Raw genomic sequence first — 22424 nt, 5'->3', positions numbered from 1 at the left:
ATGAGCCAAGATAAGCGCCCCAACACGCCACCTCAGGACGAATCTAGTCAGGCTAGGAATCGGGCTAAGCCGCAAACCAATTCGCAGGCGGCGAGCGAGCCGGAACCGTTAACAGAGGCTCAGCGACGTGAGCGCGAGGCGAAACGTCTCGCCAGGGCGCAGGACAAGGCGGTCCAAAAGCTCAAAGCCGAAGAGTATCGCGATGGCAAGACAACGAGCCGCTTCAATCAAGATCTGGTGGCAGATAAGCCTTGGCACACAGCCGCCAGCGCAGGCGCAGAGCCAGAGCAACTAGATGCAGATCTGGCAAATAGTGCAGATCAGGGCCCAATGGCTCAGGCAGAGCAGACACCAAGCTCAACAGAATTAGACGATAAGATGGCGTCAGCGGCTCAGTCACAGCAAAGTCAGTCCCAAGAGGTTCAGCCACAAGAAGCCCAGCCACAGGAAGCTCAAGCGCCAGGAGCACAAGCAAATGCGGCACAGCCGCATAATAAGCTGGCCCACCGCGCAGCGCAGACCACGGGAATAGAGGAGTTTAGCGGCTTCGAAAAAGGCACAGCCCAGACCCCAAGCCTGACGCCTCTTGCTCACGCCCTCACCTCAGACGGCAAGCCGCCCGCCTTTCAGGTGACCCTGACGATTAGCGAGACACAAGCTCATAAGCCACCACAGCCGAGCACAGGCTCGACACAGCAGCCAGGCACTCAGCAAACAGGCACTCAGCCCCCAACAACTGACCGCCCCACTACCGACCCACAGGTCTCGCTGACGGGCACTGGCACTGGCACTGGCACTGGCACTGGCACTGGCACTGGCACTGGCACTGGCACTGGCACTGGCACTGGCACTGGCACTGGCACTGGCACTGGCACTGGCACTGGCACTGGCACTGGCACTGGCACTGGCACTGGCACTGGCACTGGCACTGGCACTGGCACTGGCACTGGCACTGGCACTGGCACTGGCACTGGCACTGGCACTGGCACGCATGAAAATCCGTTACACATTGATAGTCAACAAGATTTTCAAACGATTAAAGAAAATAGTGTTATCGATACGGTATCGGGCAAACTCGCGGCCAGCGGCGACACTAAGGACGCCGTCACCTGGTCGGTGGAGACCAGCAAGGGGCAATATGGCGATCTTGTGCTCAATCCCAGCACGGGTGAGTGGCACTATCACCTCAATAACTTCGATGCCAAGACCAATGCCCTGTTCGAAGGCGAGCACCACAATGAAACCTTTACCATTACGGCCACAGACAATCTGGGCAACAGAGTCAGCAGCGTCATATGCGTCGCCGTCGAGGGCAGTAACGATCTGCCGGTGATCTCCGGAGTTCATCACGCCAGCCTCAACGAGCTGGGCTCGGTTGATCGGGTATCGGGACAATTGATCGCTACGGATCCGGACACGGGAGACAGCATTCATTGGGCGGTGCCCCATTCATCAGGCGTCTATGGCGAGCTAGTGATCGACCCAGATACAGGTGTCTGGCAGTATCGGCTCGATAATAGCTCGCCCAACACCCTGGCCCTACATGCAGGCCAGGTGGCCACTGAGACCTTCAGAGTCACGGCAACCGACAGCTCGGGACAACCCGTCAGCCAGATAGTGACAATAGAAGTTCACGGCGCAGATCAGCGAGCCATCATCCATGGCATGGCCAGCGGCTCGGTGACAGAAGACAGAGACCTGGTCGCCGGGCAGCTACAGACATCGGGGCAACTGACGGTGATCGATCCCGATGGCGGCGATGCTCACTTCATTGCCACCAGCCTGCAAGGCCAATACGGCACACTCATCATCAATGATTTGGGGCACTGGACCTACACAGCCGACAACTCTCAGTCCGCGATACAAGGGCTCAAGTCTGGCGAGTCCCTCACCGAGACTCTGGTTGTTCACTCAATTGATGGCAGCGATCAGAAGGTCACGGTCACCATCAATGGTACAGACGACAAGGCGGTGATTGGCGCCACCACGGGAGCCGTGACCGAAGACAAAGACCTCTATCAGGGCCTACTAAGAGTCGACGGCGCGCTGACGGTCACCGATGCCGACAGTGGCCAAAACCAGTTCATCGCCACTAGCCTGCAAGGCCAATACGGCACCCTGACCATTAACGACCTCGGTCATTGGACCTACACCGCCGATAACTCTCAAACCGCCATTCAGGGGCTAAAAGCTGGTGAGTCGCTCACCGAAACTCTTTATGTACACTCAATCGATGGCACAGAGCAGAAGGTGATCGTCACCATTAATGGTACCGACGATAAGGCGGTTATAGGCGGCACGGCCACTGGGACTGTAACCGAGGACAAAGATCTCTTTCAGGGGCAACTAAGGGTCGATGGCGCGCTCACGGTCACCGACGCTGATCATGGTGAGGCGCAATTTATCGCCACCAGCCTACAGGGCCAATATGGCACTCTGACTATTAACGACCTCGGCCACTGGACCTACACCGCCGACAACGCTCAAACAGCCATTCAAGGACTCAAGTCCGGCGAGTCACTCACAGAGACCCTGTTTGTTCACAGCATTGATGGCACAGAGCAGAAGGTCACAGTCAGCATCAATGGCACCGACGACAAAGCGGTAATAGGCGGCACGGCCACGGGAACTGTAACTGAGGACAAAGATCTCTATCAGGGGCAGCTAAGGGTCGATGGCGCGCTGACGGTGACCGATGCCGACAGTGGCCAAAACCAGTTCATTGCCACCAGCCTGCAAGGCCAATACGGTACCCTGACCATCAACAACCTCGGCCACTGGACCTACACGGCCGATAACTCCCAAGCCGCCATTCAGGGGCTAAAGTCCGGCGAGTCACTCACCGAAACTCTTTATGTACACTCGGTCGATGGTACAGAGCAGAAGGTTTCTGTCACCATCAATGGCACGGACGACAAGGCGGTCATTGGTGGCGCTTCAACAGGGGCGGTTACCGAAGACAGAGACCTCTATCAGGGACAGCTGAGGGTGGACGGTGCGCTGACGGTGACCGATGCCTACAGCGGCCAAAACCAGTTCATTGCCACCAGCCTGCAGGGCCAATATGGCACCCTGACTATCAACGATCTCGGCCACTGGACTTACACGGCCTACAACTCACAGGTCGCCATTCAGGGGCTAAAGTCCGGCGAGTCACTCACCGAAACTCTATATGTTCACAGCATTGACGGCAGCGAGCAGAAGGTGACTGTCACCATCAATGGCATCGACGATAAGGCTGTGATTGGCGGCGCCGCATCAGCCAGCGTGACCGAGGACAGAGATCTCTATCAAGGCCAACTAAGAGTCGATGGCGCGCTGACGGTCACCGATGCCGACCACGGCGAGGCGCAATTTGTCGCCACTAGTTTGCAGGGCCAATACGGCACCCTGACCATCAACGATCTCGGTCACTGGGCTTACACTGCCGACAACGCTCAAACCGCTATTCAGGGACTCAAATCCGGCGAGTCACTCACCGAGACTCTGGTTGTTCACTCAATTGACGGCAGCGAGCAGAAAGTCACAGTCACCATCAATGGCACTGATGACAAGGCAGTCATTGGTGGCGCCGCCACGGGAGCCATGACCGAAGACAAAGATCTGTACCAGGGTCAACTCAGGATCGATGGCGCGCTCACTGTCACCGATCCCGACAGCGGACAAAACCAATTTGTTGCCACCAGCTTGCAAGGCCAATACGGCACGCTCACTATTAACGACCTCGGTCACTGGACTTACACAGCCGACAATTCTCAAACCGCCATTCAGGGGCTCAAGTCTGGCGAATCACTCACCGAAACTCTTTATGTACACTCAATCGATGGCACCGAACAGAAGGTCACCGTGACCATCAATGGCACCGACGACAAGGCGGTCATTGGCGACGCTTCAACCGGGTCGGTTGCCGAAGACAAAGACCTCTATCAGGGGCAGCTAAGAGTCGATGGCGCGCTCACGGTGACCGATGCCGACACCGGCCAAAACCAGTTCATCGCCACCACACTTCAGGGTCAGTACGGCACCCTGACAATCAATGACTTAGGCCACTGGACTTACACAGCCGACAATGCCCAGGCCGCCATTCAGGGGCTCAAGTCCGGCGAGTCACTCACCGAGACCCTGTTTGTTCACAGCATTGACGGCAGCGAGCAGAAAGTCACGGTTACCATCAATGGCACGGACGACAGGGCTGTGATTGGCGGTGCTGCAACGGGGGCGGTTACCGAAGACAGAGATCTCTATCAGGGTCAGCTCAGGGTGGACGGTGCCCTGAGCGTAACCGATGCCGATCATGGCGAAGCGCAGTTCATCGCCACCAGCCTGCAAGGCCAATACGGCACCCTCACCATCAACGATCTCGGCCACTGGACCTACACTGCGGATAACGCCCAGCCCGCGATACAAGGTCTCAAATCTGGCAAGTACCTCAGCGAAACCCTGATGGTGCATAGCGTCGATGGCACAGAGCAGCCGATCACTATCAAGATCTCAGGACAAGACGATGCCGCCGTCATCACGGGAGAAGACAAGGGCAACCTTAAGGAAGATTATTATCCTGCCGGCGATGCGCACAATACCCTGCACTACACTGGGTCCCTGGACGTTCATGATCCAGATAAGGGGGAGAGCTATTTTAGAGCGACTCACGACGCTCAGGCAATCTCGGATCCCTTCGGTGGCAGCCTGGATATCGAGAAGCATGGAGTGTGGCAGTACGTAGTCTCAAATAACGCCCTCCAACACTTGGGTAAGGGACAGTTTGAGCAGGTCGTCTATCGAGTCTACAGCGCCGATGGCACAAGTAAAGATATCACGATCACCCTAGAGGGCACCAACGATGCCCCCGTGGTTAGCGCCACCCAGATACTTCCAGCCGGCCAGGAAGATACCCAGATGCGGCTCACCCCGGCGCAGTTGCTAGCCAACGCCAAGGATATCGACGACAACGACGCCGGACTACTTACGGTCGCCAATCTCCAGGCCGATCATGGAACTATCACCACCAACCCCGACGGCAGCTTCACCTTCACGCCAGAGAAAGACTACAACGGCGAGGTACACTTTACCTATGACGTCAAAGATGCCCACGGCGGAGTGACTCACACAGGCGCCAGCACCACACTGGCAGCGGTGAGTGATCAGGCCCAGGTCTCAGGGGATACCCGGGGCGAGCTAGTCGAAGATCAACATCAGGACGCCCACAACCAGATAGCCATCTCGGGCCAGCTCAATGTGCAGGATCCCGACGCGGGACAGGCGGCCTTCCAAGCGGGCACGGCGACACAAGTGGACGATCCCTTCGGCGGTAGCCTACATATCGGCGCCGACGGCAGCTGGACCTACGACGTCGACAACGCCAGGCTACAACAGCTGAGCGAACATCAGGAGGTCTTGGTTACCCACAGAGTCTATACCTTAGACGGCACGGCGCAGGATATCGTCATCAAGATAACCGGCACCAACGATGCTCCCAAGCTAGACGTGGCGCAGCTCTCCAGCACCACTGGGCATCTCACGGTACAAGATCCCGACAGCCAAGACAGCCACAGCTTCTCGGTTGCCCAGCAAACGGGACAATTTGGCACCCTGGTTGTCGACCCAGACACAGGCGCCTACAGCTACCACCTCAATCAGAGCGTCGCCGGCATGCATTACGACAAGGCCAGCGGTCAGTACCAAGGCACAGACACCTTCGAGGTGCGGGTCAGTGATAACCATGGCGGCAGCGAGACCAAATTTATCAGCTTCGATGCCAGGGTTAGCCTCACAGCGCCAACCTCCGCAGGCCTGCAACCCCAATTGCATGCCACTGTCACCAGCCCATCGCAGCTGGTGGACACTAAACCACAGCTGCCCCCGACACAGACCATAGGCAACGCCATCACCCTCACTCTGAGTCATAGCAGCGATACCGGCGCCTCTGACAGCGACGGGATCACCCATGACACTCACCCAGTGGTCGAAGGGCAGACGGACATCCCCTTCTCCTTGGTCACCCTATATGAGCAAGGCAACAAGCTCACCAGTGTGTTAAGTGATGCTCAGGGCCACTACAGCGTCGCACTCAGCGGCCTGAGCGAGGGCGCGCACCAGATCACTGCCAGTGCCCAGGCCCCCGGCAATCAACAAACTGTGCAGTCCACACCGCTGGCGTTCACACTCGACACCCAGACAGACATAGCCGTACATAGCGCCTCCCTGAATGGCCATGGCGAGTTGGTGGTGCAGGTCTACCTGCCCAAGGATAGCGAGCTGACTCAGCTGGTGATCGGCAGCAGTGGCGGCGGTCAGCCCTTGGTGATCGACCCTCAACATCACGGCGCCATAGGTGGCAGCGTGAGTCATCCCGATCATCAGTATATTAATTTCGAGCATATCGACCTCTCATCGCTGCCCGATGGCGAGCTCACCATCAGCGTGCGCGGGCAAGACGTAGCGGGCAATCAGGCCTCGGCCAGCAGCAGCCAATTTAACGGCTTACCGCTCAGCCTCAACACCAATATTCCCCCTCTCACCCTGGCGCTGACCCATGATACCGGCCAATCCAGCAGCGATGGCATCACCACAGACGCCAGCCTGACCATAGGTGGCCAGCTCGCGGGCATGCAAGTGGAATATTCGATCGACGGCGGTCAGCATTGGCAGTCGCAATTTACCCCGGTGCAGGGCCACAACCAACTGTGGGTGCGCCAGACCGACGCCTTCGGCCACGCATCACCCCACACCCAACTCGACTTTGAGCTGGATAATCAGGCGCCGCTCCCCCAGATACGACTCGACGCCATCACGCCAGATAATCTGGTCAATGCCGCCGAGGCAGGCAGAAGCATAGCGGTCACGGGCAGCGTCAACAGCGAGGTGCCCGCCGGTACGCCAATCACCCTGGCCATAGGGCAACAGACCTATCAGGGACAGGTGGACAACCAAGGGCATTTCAGCGTGCAGGTGCCCGGTAGCGAGCTGGCCGGCGCCCATGAGATCAATGCCTCCCTGACCACCACAGATCTTGCCGGTAACCAGGGAAGCGCCACGGAGAGCCATCAATACCGGGTCGATACCCAGGCCAGCATAGACATGAACCCCATCGCCGGCGACAACATGCTACAGGCCGGCGAGCAGCATCAAGCCCTTACCATCAGCGGCACGGTCACTAATGTCGAAGAGGGGCAGAGGGTGACCGTCTCCATCGGTGGACAGCAATACCATGCCAACGTGCATAACGGTTGCTGGAGCACTCAGCTGAGCGCCGCCGAGGTCGATGCCTTGCCGGGCGGCAGCCTAGAGATCAAGGCCATGGTCAGCGATCTGGCGGGTAACCAGGCACAGATGAGCAGCCCCCTGTATGTGGTCGACCACGCAAACCCGATCCCCAGCATGAGTTTTCTTACGCCGCCCACGCCGACGGGGACTGGCGCCATAGGCTCCCACATCTCGGGCGATCTGATTGCGCCGCCGCTACTGCAACAGCTTACCCCCAACGCCCCTACCACTGGCGCCTGGGCGATCGATGACGGTCATGGTCACCCCACCCTGAGCCTCAGGGGCCAGTACGGCACACTCACCATAGATCCAGATACCGGCCATGTGGATTATGTCTATAACCAGGCACCGACACCTGGCGACAAGGCTGCCGGCGGCACCCACTGGGCGGGGGAAACCACCTCGGAAACCCATCACGATATCTTTCATATCCTCTATCACGACAGCCACTCCTCCAATGTGGATGTGGAAGTGAATCTGGATATCACCTATGTTCACGGTCACAGTGGTCATAACCAACTATCGACCCAGTTGGTAGATATGACGGTCACCCCTGTCACCACTAGCCCAGCCCCGCCGCCACCGCCGCCTGAGCTGCACGATACTCCCCAATGGGATGACAACCAGGACGCCAGTGATGACGCCCAGGTCATCGTCATCCAGGCAAGCGAAGGCGAGGCAGAGGATAGGCATGCTCGGCACCCGGCGGATCAAGATGAGAAGCCTGTTAATCATCCCCATGAGTTGGCGGCGAGTGGCGCCGAACCCTCTCATACAGAGGCGGACGCCCGCCCAGCTATGGCTGCGGCGCTCGCCCCCGTGGATCACTATCTGCAGATGGTGGGGCTGAGTCAGCAGGATCTGGCGCAAGTCGAGAATCACACTAAGCCTCAGCCTGATCTGGAGACGCCCCTGATGGCCACGGAGCACTTCGACGCCGACGATCTCACCCTGACCCCGGCGGATCAGTTCGACAACCCGCTGCTGGAGGAGCATGAGAAAGAGAAGCCTCATCCATCGCTTGTGGATATCGACGATCCCAGAGACGATCAGCATGCCAGTGCCCATGACGACGAGCTGCTACACAACGCCTTAAACGATATGCACAACCAGTTTTAAGGCATAAGAAAGGCCCGCTCGCGGGCCTTTGCATTTAACCTAAGCTTAGTCGCTAAGATTGAGACAGGCTCTTCAGGCCGCTGGTGTCTACCCCCTTTAGCGCCTCGCGCTCCATCGCCTTCTTCTCTTCCCAGGCATTATGTTTCTTCTGCTCGTCGAGTTTCTGCTGCTCCAGATTCAGTCTCACCTGGCGCTGAATCGCTTCCTGCTCAGACTCGCATTGCTTGAAGCCGTCGGACCATCCCTGAGCATACTGTTTATCGGCGTCGAACTTGGCGACATCCTTCTTGAACTGATCGAACAGGCTGCCGCCCGCCTTATTACCACTATGGCATCCATCGTCGTAACCATCGGCATAGGCGACCGGATATCCTTGGTCTATCATAATGTCTCTCTGGCTGGCACAAGCCGATAGCAAGAATGTCGTCACCACCATCAAAGGCACAATCCCCAATTTGATTAACTGCTTCTCTTCCATCACTTGACCCCTTTTTCATTTGACAGAAGCGAAACACTAACACACACGTCCGACCAGAAATCCGCAGCAATCGCACACTTTTTGAATGATTAGCAATAATTAATGTTGAGATCTCTTGACCCAGTGGCGACCAAGAGTGTGACAACTTGTCTCACCCACTTTAGCCAAATGGCCCATTTTGCCTCGGTTTTACCGATAAAAGCCTACAAAAAACATGGCATTAAATTTGCCATGAAATGAGTGATGATTTCCCACGGCAAGTAATATGAGATGTAACACCCAAGACGTTAACCAGCTAAACAAACACATAGGAGAATTCAGCGGTGCCTTCGCCGATCTCGGCACCTTTCTGCCACTGGTGCTCGGCCTGATCGCCATCAACCATTTCTCCCCTCAGGGGATCTTTCTCGGCTTCGGCCTGTTCGCCCTCTTTACCGCCTACTTCTATCGTCGGCCCATTCCTGTGCAGCCGATGAAGGTGATCGCGGCGCTGGTGATCGCCCAGGGACTCACGCCCGGCATGCTGCAGGCCAGCGGTATCCTGATGGGACTCATACTCTTGCTGCTGGCCTATAGCGGCGCCATCGGCTGGATGGCCAAACAGCTATCCCCCGCCGTGAGCATAGGTATACAACTGGCTATCGGCCTGCAACTCATCTGGATGGGCGGGCAGATGATGAGCGGCACCTGGCTCATCGGCATACTGGCCTTCAGCGCCCTGTTTATGAGCCGTTTCATGCCGCTTCCCTACCTGGCCATGCCCCTGGTATTGGTGCTAGGCGTGCTGTGGCAGGCAAACCAGGGCTCGGCCCCCAGTTTCACCCTGTCGGGCACCACTGACTGGCAACTGGGCTGGCCCAATATCGACGAGTGGCAATCTGCCGCCCTGCTGTTAGTGCTACCGCAACTGGCACTCACACTCACCAATGCGGTGATCGCCACTTCGGCCATGGCCGGAGAGAAGTTTCCCCAAGATAGGCTAATCGATGACAAACGTTTCGCGCCGCGGCGCCTGGCCACCAGCTCGGGCTGGGCAAACCTGCTACTGGCACCACTGGGCGCCACGCCCATGTGCCATGGCGCGGGCGGCCTGGCGGTGCAGTATCACTTTGGTGCCCGCAGCTGGCGCGCCCCGGCCCTGTTCGGTATCTGCTGCCTGCTGGTCGCCCTGTGCTGGGGCGATACCATAGCCCAGGTGCTGTCCCTGATCCCTCTTGCGATCCTGGGAAGTCTGCTGGCGATCGCCGGCCTGCAACTGGCCTGGTCGAAACGCTTTCTCGATGGTAAACCCTTCTGCATCTTTGTGATCTTATCCACCGCTGCCGTCTGCCTGACCATCAATACCGCCGCCGGACTCGCCGTAGGTGTGATATTGGAGATGGGCCGCAGGCAGTGGCACCTGATCTCTGACCTCAGACACTGAGTCGATTAATCCTCTAGCCCTTGTACTAACCCTTGGAGCTAGGGGATTACCTCTCATCAGATTTTTATCGTACCTAACGCGCGGTGGGATAGTCCGTATACCCAGCGGCGCCACCGCCAAACAGCGGCCCCTTGTCGAAGCTTGCCAGCGGCAACTTGTGCTGCAACCTGTGGGGCAGGTCAGGGTTGGCGATAAAGGGGCGACCGAAGGCTACCAGATCCGCATAGCCCTTGCTCAGCACCTCGCTGGCTCTGGCAAGATCGTAGCGTCCGGCAACGATAATAGTGGCGTCGAACAGGTGGCGCAGCTGCACACGGAAGGACTCGGGGATCTGCGGCGCATCATCCCAATCCGCCTCTGACAGATGAATATAGGCGACCCCCATCTTTGACAGCGCGCCGGCTGCCAGCAAGATGGTATCGACGATCTCGGGGCAGTTCATATCCTTGAAGGTCACAAAGGGGGCGAGACGCACGCCGACCCGACCGGCGCCTATTCTTTCGCTCACAGCCGCCACCGCCTCAAGCAGGAAGCGAATACGTTTCTCACCGCTGCCGCCGTAGGCATCCCGGCGCTTGTTAGAGTTGGTACGCAGGAACTGATCGATGAGGTAACCATTACCGCCGTGGATCTCCACCCCATCGAAGCCGGCGGTCACCGCATTGCTCGCCGCATCGGCAAAGTCCTTGACCACACGGTCGATATCCGCCTGGGTCATCTCTCTGGGCGTCGGACAATCCAGCATCTGCCCCTCGGGGTGCGCAGCATCGACCACCCAGACCTGGGTTCCTTCTGGCTTGATGGCCGAGGGTGCCATGGGCGCCTCGCCGCCCTGAAAGACAGGATGAGACACCCGGCCCACATGCCAGAGCTGATTGAAGATCTTACCGCCCGCACTGTGCACCGCATCTGTCACCTGACGCCAGCCGTCGATCTGTGCCTGGGTATAAATGCCAGGAGTGAAGGAATATCCCTGGCTATCGCCTGAGATCTGGGTCGCCTCGGTTACTATCAGCCCCGCCGAGGCGCGCTGTGCATAGTAGGTGGCCATCATCTGGTTGGGCAGGTTGCCCGGCTGACTGGTGCGTGAGCGTGTCATGGGCGCCATAACGATACGATTAGCCAAGGTATGCTGGCCCATCTGGTAGGAGTTAAAGAGTTTCATCGGGTTTCCTTATGCCGACAGGTCGCGGCAGATGTAGTTCAAGTTGTTCGATGAAACAGAGTCTATTACCCGTTACATAATTTGATAATTAGGCTAGTATTGAAATCATTTTCAAAAAATTTTTGATATGTATCATCTCAAAGATCTGCAACTGGCGATCCGCATCGCCGATCTGCACAGCGTATCGGCCGCCGCTCGCGAGTTGGGCATGACACCTGCCTCCGCCAGCGCCGCCCTACAGCGTCTGGAACATAAGCTCAACTGTCAGCTGTTCGCCCGCTCGACCCGCAAGATGCAGCTCACCGAGGAGGGCCAGGCCTTCATCGACACAGGCCGTCAGGCTCTCAGCCTGCTGCAAGGCGCCAGCGACGCCCTCGCCGACAAGCGAGGCGAACTCAGGGGCGAGCTACGCATCGCCCTCCCCTCAGATCTTGGCCGCAACCGGGTAAGAGCCTGGCTGGATGAGCTAGCGACCCAGGCTCCCGAGCTGACCCTGAGGCTCTATTTCGGCGATCAGCTGGACGACCTCATCGCTCAAAATGTCCACCTGGCGCTGAGATACGGTGAACTGCAGGACTCCTCCCTGATGCGTCGGCAGCTGGCGCGCATGCACAGGGTGGCGGTGGCCTCCCCAGGCTACTTAGCGCGACATGGTCGCCCGAGCCACCCTCAGCAGCTGAGCCAGCATAAGATCTTATTGCTCAACCGCGGCAATACCCCATGGCACAAGTGGCGTTTCACCGACAAACAACAGCCCCTCGAGGTCGAGCTGACGGGCAGCAAGAGTTGCAACGACGGCGCCGTGATTAAGGAGTGGGCCCTGGCGGGAGAAGGGATCGCCTACAAGAGCTGGTTCGATGTGGCCCAGGAGGTCACAGAGGGCAGGCTCGAGCTGCTGCTGACAGACTATCTGGCCGAGCCCATCCCCCTACAGCTCACCTATCTGCAGACGGAATACCCAAGCCACAAGGTCCGCACCTGCATCGAGTTTCTTAAAGAGAAATGCCAGGCCTTCGACAACCAATATCCGCTGCTCAAACGCTAGCAACAAAAAAAACGCCGGCCCAATATCCAGGCCGGTGCTTTTAATTACGTAAACTTGAAAACCAGTAGATTAGTAACCAGTTCGGCTCACCGCGGGCCAGTGTTTGTCCACCTCTTGCTTGATAAAGGCCTGCTTAGCCTCGGTCAGCTTATCCAGCTCGATCCCCACCGCCTGCTGCGCCGCCTCCTTGGTGGAGATGTCCGGGTAGTTCACCTGGGTGACAGACAACATGCTGAGGATTTCGCTAAGCGCGCGGCGGGCATGTTCGGCCTGAAGGATCGCCGTGTCCAGCAGGGCGTTAGCCTCCTGAGGATTATGGGCATAGCTGCCGTGGGATGACATGGCAAAGTCCCAGCGCCACTGTGCATGACGGATCGCCATGATGGCATCGTTCATAATTGCCCAGCTCGCGCCCGCATCCCAGGCGGCTCCAGCCTCATAGTGGGCCTTGACCAGCAGCTGCTCCACGCGTCTCGCCTTCTCGGCAATCTGCGACTTGGCCGAGGTGAGCTGTTTCATCAAGGCCTGTTTATTCTCATGGCAGCCCTGACACACGGCGTCATAGTTTGGCAGTGCCTTGCCCACCTGATGGTTGGTGTAGGCCTTGCCCTCGCCGTCGGTCGCCGCCGGCATGTGGCAGGTCACGCAGGTGACACCCACCTTGGCGTGTTCGCTGCGACTCCAATGCTCAAACTCCGGATGACGCGCCTTGAGGATGGGCGTCTTAGAGACGGGATGGATCCACTCGTAGAAGCGGCGGGTGTCGTAATATTTTTCAATAAGATCCGCGCTGCTGCCGAAGATCCAGGGAATGTTAACCTTGTTGCTGCGCTCCGGCTGAAAGTAATAGGTCACATGACACTGGCCACACACCTGCGCCCCTTGCATCGCCTCATCCTGCTTGTCGAAGGGCAGATGGACCTTGGCCATGGCGTCGCGGGCGTGAGGACGCGGCAGGGCCAACTCCGCCTTGCCCTGTTGGTGGCAGTCGCTGCAGTAGACCACGCTGTTCATCTCGGTGCCGAGATCGGTGAAGTTCTTTGCCGAGAAGCCTTCGACCCCCAGCTCATCGATAAGCCTTGGCACGTCGGGGGACTTACAGGTCCAGCAGCTCGCCGACAGCCCCTTCTTGCCTTCTCCAGGCGGTACACCTGTGCGCAGGGTATGGGTCACGTCGGCCACCGCAAACTGATGCCCCCGAGGGCTATGGTACTCCTTGGCGTAGGCCGAGCCCGCCCAGAGGATAATGGCGGCGGGATAGCTGGCCAGCATGTCGCTGCGCGCCGCCTGGGTCGAAGTCGCCTGCCAGCTGGCATACTGATTAGGATATTTGGCCTTCATGGTTCTCATACTATCCATGGCCTCGGGGCTAATATCTGCGGCGAGCACCTGGCTCAGGGTGCACCAGCCCAGCAGGCTCAATGCGATGGCAGTTAGTTTCTTCATTACACTTCCACACTCATTTAAATGACTACTTGTGTCTGGGATAGATTGTGTCTGGGCTAGCCCGGACGTCCGTCGACTCTAGGCCGGGTTAATATGGGCGCGTAGCACCAGACAAACCAGCCGAAGGCTAGACTCCAGCAGCTGCCGGCGATCCACAGCCACAGCTCGCTATATTCGGGAAACCACAACGGCATCACGGCCCGGCACAGCGCCGCCAGCGTGATGCCCATAAAAGCCAGTGACATCTTGGGGCCCTGATAGATATCACGGCTGGTATGGCCTAGAGAGACCCGGGAGATCATCGACAGGCAGAGCCCGGCCATGGTGCCTATGGCAAATAGATGCAGCAGATGGCGATAGGCATTTTCATCGTCAATATTCCAGGCGAGCGCCGCCAGGGTCAGGGGCAAGCAGAGATAGGCCAGCTGCAAGGACCAGAGCATGGGCTCGCCGAGCGTCTTGTGGGGCAGCCAGCGACTCCAGCGCAGCAGGTGTGCCAGCGCCGTCACCGCCAGCAAAGCTTGCTCGCCCCCGGGCGCGAGGTATTTAGTGATCCCCTGAGCAATCAACAAGATCATCAAGGCGATCAGGCTGAGATCCAACGCCTTAATCGGCTCGGGTTTGGCCTGTTTGACGCGCACCGCGGTAAAGAAGGGGATCACCCGGCCGCCCACTATGGTGATCAACAGCCCCAGCCACCAGAGCATGCCCTGCCAGATATGGTGGCTCAGCACGAAGTCGCGCTGGCTCAGGGCGTAGTAACTCAGCAGATTGATCCCCGTGGCCACCAGCAACATGATGGGAAAGCCTATGTTGCGCCACTGCTTGACCCGGTAGATGCAAGACCAGAGCTTGGCCGCCGTTAGCAGCAAAAAGAGGCTGTCAAACAGCGCCGGCAGCCACACCGGCAGCTCAAACGGCGATAATAGCAGCACCCGCGCCAGCAACCAGCAGGCAAATACCAAGGCCAGGGGCCAGCCCTTGAGGCTAGGCTGATTGGTCCAGGTCTGCACCGAGGTGAGCAGGAAGCCAGAGACGATCGCCATGGCAAAACCAAACAGCAACTCATGGGGATGCCACCACAGCGGTACCACCTTGACCCAGAACTGAGATCTCAGCAGGCTCATCTCAGGCAGATACCAGGTGATCAACCACAGGGGCACATACAGGGTCGCCAGCAGGGCGCCACCCAGAAAGAAGGGCCTAAACCCCAGGCGCCAAATCGCCGGTGTCTTGTCGACCACGCTAGGATCATCGATATTTAGCATCTGCTGCGCCTCGGTCTGAATAAGGGACTAAACAAACATTTTGAATGTAGCTTTATTGCCGCCAGTCTACTCAGAGGAGAGATAGCGGACAACGGATATTCGAGCCGAACAAAAGAAGTGTGAACCAAGTAGGTAAATTAGGCTATGATATTGAATTTAAATACCTCTTTAGAGGCATACTCAGTAAGTAGCGTAACGGTTGCGAAGCCTCTCGAAAGCATCGAGGCGAAAGAGAGCATGAAAGACAAGGGTAATGCAGATGGCACAGTTAATTGCAGATAACATAGAGTCGAATGACGCCTTGGTCGACTACTTAGCCACCCATGAGGCCGTGCTCCTGCTCTTTGGCGGCGCCCACTGCGGCGTCTGTCAGAGCATCAAGCCCAGGCTGCTGCAGATGCTGGCCGAGGAATTTCCCAAGATGCACCTCTGCTATATCGACTGTGAGCAGCAGGCCGATATTGCCGCCGCCCACAGGGTGTTCAGCCTTCCCGTCGTCGAGCTCTACTTTCAGGGTCAGGCGTTTGCTCGCTTTGTGAAAGTGTTTGCCATGGCCGAGGTAAGAGAGGCGATCGCTCGCCCCTATCAATTGCTGGACTGATGGGCCTAACTCAGGGGTCGAAAGCCGCTATAGGAGACAGACGCCTGTTCACCCTGGGCTGACTCAGGCTTTTGTAGCAAACTCGATACCTCAGACATAGGCTTATGACCGCCGCAGCCACATCCGCCCTCGGCCGAACCACAGTTTCCCCCGCTGGCACAGCAGCCGCCCTTCTTGGCGTGATTGAGGGAAGCCCGTCCCTGTGAGGCGTCCAGCAGACGATGCTCCAGCAACTGGGTCTGGCTAAGCAGCACCTCGATACTCTCAGCGTTGTCACCCTGGCTGACGCTTATCCCAGCCGCCAGCAACTTACCCAGCATGCGCTCGCCGATATGCTGCACTATCACTATGTCTGTCTTCTGCGCCTTGATCAGGCTGAGCAGTTCACTCTTGGCACGACAACCACCGCCACCTATGGCCGGGTTATCGAAGCTAGTGATCAGCTGGTGATATTCGTTGAAGAAGCCGATGCGCTGCGCCTTGGTAAAATGCGCCGCCAGACGGCCCCTGCTCATGGGCATAGCAATTATCATGATGATTCCTTATTGGTTCGATGTCGGCAGCACTATGGCCTGCCCCTGAGTGATCGCCGTCGCCACCTTGTGGCGGGCACTGGCCAGCAGATTGCCGAAGGTCTGGCGGGAGATCCCCATGGACGCAGCCGCCTCCAACTGACTCAGACGCTGCACATCTCCCAGCGCCAGGGCCTCAAATTCGTCGGCCTCCAGCTGGATCTTCTCCAGCTCCACGCTTGGGATCCCATTAGGCTTAAACAGGCTGCAGGGCGGACGGCACTGCAGACGGCGACATTTTTTGGGTCTTGGCATGGCCGTTCCCTTTATCGATTAAATGTTGACTAGTTATTGGCGTGCGCCAATAACTGAATTGTGGGAGATCTTATGAAATGAAACTGAGGGCTGGCTCACACTGGCTTATATTCGCGGTGGCTGAATCAACATCACAAGAGAGTTGTTTTTGGGTGCTAAGCGGCATTAAATAATGCTATGTGAAGATGAAATGCGAGACAGGACAATCGGAGGGGCAAGATGGATAAGCAGACAAAGTATTATTACGAACCAAGCAAGGGCCATGGGCTGGCGCACGATCCGCTCAATGCCATCGTCGGGCCCAGGCCGATCGGCTGGATCGCCTCTCGCAGCCCCGAGGGCCATAGAAATCTGGCTCCCTACAGCTTCTTCAACTGCTTCAACTACCATCCACCTATCATAGGCTTCGCCAGCGTCGGCTATAAGGACAGCCTGGCCAACATATTGGCGACGGGCGAATTTGTCTGGAACCTGGCCACCCGGCCGCTAGCCGAGAAGATGAACCTCACCTCGGCGGCCCTGCCAGCGGGCAGCGACGAGTTTGATTTTGCCGGGCTCACGCCTGTACCGGGTAGCATTGTGGGGGTCGATCGGGTGGCCGAGAGCCCGGTCAACTTCGAGTGCAGGCTGACCCAGTCGCTGCAGCTGCAATCGGCCGCTGGCGAGAAGATTGAGACCTGGCTGGTGCTGGGCGAAGTGGTCGCCGTGCACATCGACCCCGGCCTGATAGAAGATGGCAGCTATCAGACCGCCAAGGCCGAGCCTATCCTCAGGGCCGGCGGCCCCTCTGCCTACTACGGCATCTCTGAGGCGCTGCGCTTCGATATGCAGCGGCCCCAAGTGCCCTAATCGCTTTATGCCTGCGCCGTCATCCGCTGCGCCAGGGCGAAGCTGTCATCCATGGTGCGGGCGTACTCCACCTGACCACGGCGTTTGCGGATCCCCGCCCGCCTGAGCTTGAGCAACATGCGCGGCTGCAGGTTGTTGATGATCAGCGCCACCTGCTTGCCCGACAGATCTTGGGCGATAGACTCCATGGCGACGATGGCGCTCATATCCAGCAGAGTCACCTCGGACATATCCAGAATCACCACCCGCACGTCGGGACGCACCAGGGCGATGGTCTTGAGCGCCTTGTGGGCAGAGCCGAAAAACAGCGGCCCATTGATGTCGTACACCACCACACTCTCTGGCACCTCATAGGCCTGATGGTTGGTCTCCACCGCCCTGGCATCGGTCAGGCTGATGCTGCGGCGAATAAACAACATGGCCGCCAGCCCCATGCCCACCGCCACGGCAATCGTCATGTCGAACAATACGGTAAGGGCGAAGCAGAGCACCAAGATCAACACATCGTCTCTAGGCGCAACCTTGAGGGTGCGGGCGAAGTGTTTGGCCTCGCTCATGTTCCAGGCCACCACCAGCAGCAGCGCCGCCATGGATGCCATAGGAATATATGACAGCAGCGGCGCCAGCAGGAGGATACCCGCCAAGATAAACAGGCCATGGACCACGGAAGCCAGCGGCATGCTCCCCCCGGCCTTGACGTTGGCCGCGGTGCGGGCGATAGCCGCCGTCGCAGGAATACCACCAAACAGAGGCACCAAGATGTTACCCAGCCCCTGGCCGATCAGCTCATCGTTAGGGTTGTGTTTCTTGCCCGACATGCCATCGGCCACCACGGCGCACAGCAAGGATTCCAGCGCTCCCAGGATGGCGATGGTGATGGCCGAGGGCAGTAGCTCACGCACCAGCTCAAAACTCATGCCTATGGGCTGACCATCGGCGCCCGGCAGATTCCAGGGCCACTCGAAACTTGGCATGATGGGCGGAATACCGCTGCCCAGCAGGCCATCGAGCTCATAGTGAAAGCGGCTGCCTATGGTCGCCACCGAGAAACCACCAATCATCTGGGTCATGATCCAGGCGATGAGTGCGCCTACCAAGAGCGCCGCCAGATGCGCCGGCACCTTAGACTTTAGCCTGGGCCAGGCCAGCAACACGGCCAGGGTCAGGGCACCGATCAGCGTCTCCTGCCAACTGATGCTGGTCAGCGCCTGGAGGATATAGGAGAGCTTTTCCAGGTAATGCTCGCCACCGGCGGCCACCTCGAGACCGAAGAAGTCTTTGATTTGAAAGGTGGCTATCACCACGCCTATCCCGGCGGTGAAGCCTACGGTCACGGGATAAGGCACTATCTCGATCAACTTGCCCAGCTTACCCAGTCCCATCAACAGCAGTATCACCCCGGCCATCAGGCCGCTCAGCAGGAGTCCCCCCAGACCAAACTGCTGCACGATTGGCAGCAGAATCACCACGAAGGCCGCCGTCGGCCCAGAGATGTTGACCTTAGAGCCGCCACACAGGGCGATCACTATGCCGGCGATCATCGCCGTGTAGAGGCCGTGCTGAGGCGGCACACCACTGGCGATCGCCAGTGCCATAGAGAGTGGCAGGGCAATCACCCCCACGGTCAATCCCGCCAAGATGTTGGTCTGTATCTCCTGAAAAGAGGGTTTAGCGCTGATGCTTTTTTTGACTGCTGAAAACATGTTGATCCCGATGAAATAATGCTTGCGGCCGCAACACAGTTGCGAACATCTGAGTGTAACGAGTCGAGATCAAGGCTTGTCTGCACTTGGCAAAAAATGGCAAGTCGTGAGGTGACGATACACCTGAAGTTTCTGTGAGCGTAGAGGCTGGACTGCTAAGCAATGAATGCCAGTATAATCACAACGTGATTATGAGCTTTTATTCTAAACCCTGCGGCTACTCAAGCGTAAGGGGTAAGGCAAAAAATTTCTCGACCGAGGAAAGCCAAGAGAAAAATGCCTCCGCCAGCAGACGCTGACGAAGGCATGGATATCATTTTAAGACGCTAAGACGAGTCTGCTGGCTACCTGGCTAACCGAGTAACTCTGGTCGGCTCGAGAATCTTTCTCTGTAAGCGCTGGTCGCTATTGAGACTCGCACTCACTCCTTGTCGCCTGGCTGTGGCGGGCGCTTCGTTCACTGCGGCGATCTTATTGAAATACTCGAGTTCAATTAGCTCGTACATGTTCCAACGTGGAGCTATGCTATAGCTCCACTCATCCGTAGACTTACTTCGATATCGATCGGCTTCCTGAACATAGATACGCTTACCCAGGCGGCCATCGACTATCTTCAGCAGACGCCAAGTTCGTTGATGGCAAGACTCGGCCTTGTCCTCACAAAAATCAAAATCCCTGAGATAGTCCAGTGACAGTTCACCGTCGTCATTGATAGACCAGTTCATCTCGGTGCCACTGTAGTTGCTTAACACCGGCGGCATTCCCTCAGCGTAGGAAAGCTTGGTTGACGTGTTGTCGGCCAATACCTGGAAGCCGAAGAATACACTGCCATTGTCGCAATCATTCTCGTAGCAGTAATACAGTTTATCACCGTCCCAGGAGCCCGCTGTCCACTGGTTCACCATAGTTTGCCAATAATGTTCTGCACCGGTAACTAAGTTGTCATCGCTAAAGCCTGTATCCTGAGCAATCTCTGTTGCAAAACCGAACAGCGAGGCCAGCAGTTTGCCCTCCTTGTCGGACACCTCAGAGTAGACGGCCAGATCGCCTTCCTGGCTATTGATCACCGAAAAGCTCTGGTTAAACGTCTCAAATACCAGTTGCAGCCGCCCTTCGCTAACTGACCAAGTGAAGCCGGATCCCGAATCCTGACTAATGCCGGTACCATCGGCTAGAAACTCCAACACCTCGAAGGCATTACTACGATAGTATATCGGGTTATATATCTCGAGCCCCCAGAGACCGGCGATATCCGCCGCCTTAAATTCGACTCCACCCGCTGCCGATCTACGCATTAATACATCGGACGCATTGTTATGGCTCCAGGGAGCAGTGGTGATAACTTCAGCTCCGAGATCCACAGGTGTCATAGTTGATTCGGAGACGCTCTCGACCCTGAAGGTATCCAGTGCCGCCCCAGTAGTTAGCCGCTTCATGCGCTCTGTGACTGTCGCGATCCGCACCTCTACTTGGTATATGCGCGCCTCATACAGAGCATCCTTTTGCGCCTGAGTGAGTCCCGCCACCGACTCAACGGCCTCATAACTGATCGCTCCAGCCCCCTGTTCGTAAGTAAGCAGAATATCGCCTTCTTGCAGCGTCCACTCAAAGGTGTGTACCCCATAACTGGTGGTATTCTGCCCTGTGTTATCGGCATTGAACTGATAACGACTGCCTCCTCGAGCAATAAAGGATTCGGCCACCGGAGAGGTCTGGTAATACAGAGGAGGAATATCAGTCGCTGAGACCGGTGGGGTCAACACAGGATCCTCTAACATCTCTTCCACCATAGCAGTGATGGCCCCCGGAGTCGCCTGCTCGATGACCTCAACTAGGGCATTGTACTGCTGAGCATCGGCAAGCACGCTAACCAGATCTGCACCTTCTGGCAACATTGGCTGCTCACTGTTAATGAGGATTTGTACCACGGCAGCGGCTTCGATCAAGGCATCAGGGTCAACCTGACTCTCCACTAGCTCGAATACATCGATATTACCAGGCTCGACACCATCATTGGCGGCGACAATCAGGCTATATAGGGCAGTCGACACAGCGGAGACAACGATGGGCTGACTATCCGCAACGGCCGCAGCCTTCAGACGCTTCACGCTAGAGGGCTGGGCAATAAAACCGCTTATCTGTGCCAAGGAGGGTACCAGCGACACCAATTGCAGGCCAGTAGCGCTTGTCGCAGTCAACTTGACACTGGATGTGAGCGGCACATCATCATCGACCGCCAGCCTAACGCTGAATTGACCGCTGTCATCTGCTGCGGCCTCAGCCGACTCGTCACCGACAGAGGTCGACACCATTGCCCCGTTGTAGGCCGAGCCGACAACCTGGCCACTCAAATCATAGACATTCTCGATGCGCGCTATGCTGGTATCGGCAGACACTTGGGTCACGGCCCCATCGTTGTCTGTCACCGACACAGTAAAACTAACCTGGGTATCGACCGCCACGCTCGGCGCGGTAAAGTTAATGGTCGCCGTGTCTCCACCGCTAAATGACAGCTCGGGGCCGGCGATCTGTGACCAGGCATAGCTGACTATGCTGCCGTCGCTATCCTCAGCGATCACAGATAGACTAGCCGTGTTCTTTTCTATCAGGGGGGCAAAGTCTGCGCTCACCACCGGGGCCTGGTTGTTAGCCTCCACTTCGGTCGGCGCGTCATTATCTGAACCACAGCCACCGAGAAGGTTGGCACAGATAACGAGTGGAAGTATGCTGTTTTTCAACATGATTACTAATCCTATAATCAATAAATAATCCATGCCGCTGAAAAGAAATCAGGCCAACTGAGGTAACACTTCCAAATGCTCATCCATTAGCACTACAGTTCTGGGGCAAGTAGCTCGACAAATTGCACCGTAAATCCTATAGCTGAGGGTAAAACATGTAAAGCTAGGGCAAATGATATACATCGAATGTATGAGCTGCCGCGCGTAGACGGGGCATAGATCCTGCAACCTTAAGAATATGTGCAAGTGTTCCTAGGTAGCCTTCGCTAGCGGTGACAAATCGCAGGCCTAAAGCCCAAAAGCCGCTAATTGGCGCATGAACGGCGCAAAGTGTGACTCATCCCCTTGAGCTGGCGCGGTGTTTAGCGCATGCTATACGGCTCCGGGGGCTGCCGCCCCCGGATTCCGTTCGGATGAAGGTAGCAGGAGAGTGGGGAGTCAACCCCACACCGACGAGGCAAGTTTGTCGCCAGGCGTTATCGGCGAGAAACCACTC

The 22424-nt window shown here is 57.4% G+C and carries 13 protein-coding genes; 5 read left to right on the top strand and 8 right to left on the bottom strand.

Going from position 1 to position 22424, the window contains the following annotated elements; all coding sequences use genetic code 11:
* The gene (locus tag K0J45_RS02600) at nucleotides 1–8382 is read left to right on the top strand and encodes a VCBS domain-containing protein (RefSeq protein WP_220044132.1); all 8382 of its coding nucleotides are present in this window, start codon (nucleotides 1–3) and stop codon (nucleotides 8380–8382) included.
* 52 nt (nucleotides 8383–8434) lie between these two features.
* Here the strand turns inward: K0J45_RS02600 and K0J45_RS02595 are convergent, their stop codons facing one another.
* Nucleotides 8435–8767, bottom strand: a complete 333-nt coding sequence (locus tag K0J45_RS02595; RefSeq protein ID WP_258406752.1) for a hypothetical protein — start codon at nucleotides 8765–8767, stop codon at nucleotides 8435–8437.
* Between the two features lie 358 nt (nucleotides 8768–9125).
* Between K0J45_RS02595 and K0J45_RS02590 the strand changes: the two genes are divergently transcribed.
* Nucleotides 9126–10283: a putative sulfate/molybdate transporter gene (locus tag K0J45_RS02590; RefSeq protein ID WP_220044130.1), complete on the top strand. Its 1158-nt coding sequence runs from the start codon at nucleotides 9126–9128 to the stop codon at nucleotides 10281–10283.
* 73 nt (nucleotides 10284–10356) lie between these two features.
* Here K0J45_RS02590 and K0J45_RS02585 read toward each other — a convergent pair whose 3' ends face one another.
* The gene (locus K0J45_RS02585) at nucleotides 10357–11448 is read right to left on the bottom strand and encodes an alkene reductase (RefSeq protein WP_220044129.1); all 1092 of its coding nucleotides are present in this window, start codon (nucleotides 11446–11448) and stop codon (nucleotides 10357–10359) included.
* Between the two features lie 127 nt (nucleotides 11449–11575).
* Between K0J45_RS02585 and K0J45_RS02580 the strand changes: the two genes are divergently transcribed.
* Nucleotides 11576–12493 carry a LysR family transcriptional regulator gene (locus K0J45_RS02580; protein ID WP_220044127.1) on the top strand — a complete coding sequence of 306 codons (918 nt, stop codon included), beginning with the start codon at nucleotides 11576–11578 and terminating at the stop codon, nucleotides 12491–12493.
* A gap of 69 nt (nucleotides 12494–12562) precedes the next feature.
* Here the strand turns inward: K0J45_RS02580 and K0J45_RS02575 are convergent, their stop codons facing one another.
* Together K0J45_RS02575 and K0J45_RS02570 are read right to left on the bottom strand one after the other, a co-directional pair.
* Complete coding sequence (locus K0J45_RS02575; RefSeq protein ID WP_220044126.1) at nucleotides 12563–13939, bottom strand: ammonia-forming cytochrome c nitrite reductase subunit c552; 1377 nt, start codon at nucleotides 13937–13939, stop codon at nucleotides 12563–12565.
* 56 nt (nucleotides 13940–13995) lie between these two features.
* The gene (locus K0J45_RS02570; RefSeq protein WP_220044125.1) at nucleotides 13996–15207 is read right to left on the bottom strand and encodes an NnrS family protein; all 1212 of its coding nucleotides are present in this window, start codon (nucleotides 15205–15207) and stop codon (nucleotides 13996–13998) included.
* A 259-nt stretch (nucleotides 15208–15466) separates the two neighbouring features.
* On the opposite strand from K0J45_RS02570, the gene K0J45_RS02565 reads away from it, so the two are divergent.
* A complete protein-coding gene (locus K0J45_RS02565; RefSeq protein ID WP_220044124.1) occupies nucleotides 15467–15808 on the top strand; it encodes a thioredoxin family protein in 342 nt (113 codons plus the stop codon).
* A 5-nt stretch (nucleotides 15809–15813) separates the two neighbouring features.
* Here the strand turns inward: K0J45_RS02565 and K0J45_RS02560 are convergent, their stop codons facing one another.
* Together K0J45_RS02560 and K0J45_RS02555 are read right to left on the bottom strand one after the other, a co-directional pair.
* A complete protein-coding gene (locus tag K0J45_RS02560; RefSeq protein ID WP_220044123.1) occupies nucleotides 15814–16341 on the bottom strand; it encodes a NifB/NifX family molybdenum-iron cluster-binding protein in 528 nt (175 codons plus the stop codon).
* Nucleotides 16342–16350: 9 nt separating this feature from the next.
* The gene (locus K0J45_RS02555; protein WP_160796126.1) at nucleotides 16351–16635 is read right to left on the bottom strand and encodes a DUF134 domain-containing protein; all 285 of its coding nucleotides are present in this window, start codon (nucleotides 16633–16635) and stop codon (nucleotides 16351–16353) included.
* 219 nt (nucleotides 16636–16854) lie between these two features.
* Between K0J45_RS02555 and K0J45_RS02550 the strand changes: the two genes are divergently transcribed.
* Nucleotides 16855–17484, top strand: coding sequence for a flavin reductase family protein (locus K0J45_RS02550; RefSeq protein ID WP_220044122.1), 630 nt, complete (start codon nucleotides 16855–16857; stop codon nucleotides 17482–17484).
* A gap of 5 nt (nucleotides 17485–17489) precedes the next feature.
* Here K0J45_RS02550 and dauA read toward each other — a convergent pair whose 3' ends face one another.
* Both dauA and K0J45_RS02540 read right to left on the bottom strand, forming a co-directional pair.
* Nucleotides 17490–19199: a C4-dicarboxylic acid transporter DauA gene (gene dauA, locus K0J45_RS02545; protein WP_258406813.1), complete on the bottom strand. Its 1710-nt coding sequence runs from the start codon at nucleotides 19197–19199 to the stop codon at nucleotides 17490–17492.
* Between the two features lie 332 nt (nucleotides 19200–19531).
* A complete protein-coding gene (locus K0J45_RS02540; RefSeq protein WP_220044120.1) occupies nucleotides 19532–21928 on the bottom strand; it encodes a PKD domain-containing protein in 2397 nt (798 codons plus the stop codon).
* Nucleotides 21929–22424: the final 496 nt, after the last annotated feature.

Origin of the sequence: Shewanella alkalitolerans, assembly GCF_019457575.1 — a bacterium.
Taxonomy (GTDB): Bacteria; Pseudomonadota; Gammaproteobacteria; order Enterobacterales; family Shewanellaceae; genus Shewanella; species Shewanella loihica.
The sequence above is the reverse complement of the archived record's forward strand: the minus strand, read 5'-3'. Positions and strand labels throughout refer to the sequence as shown.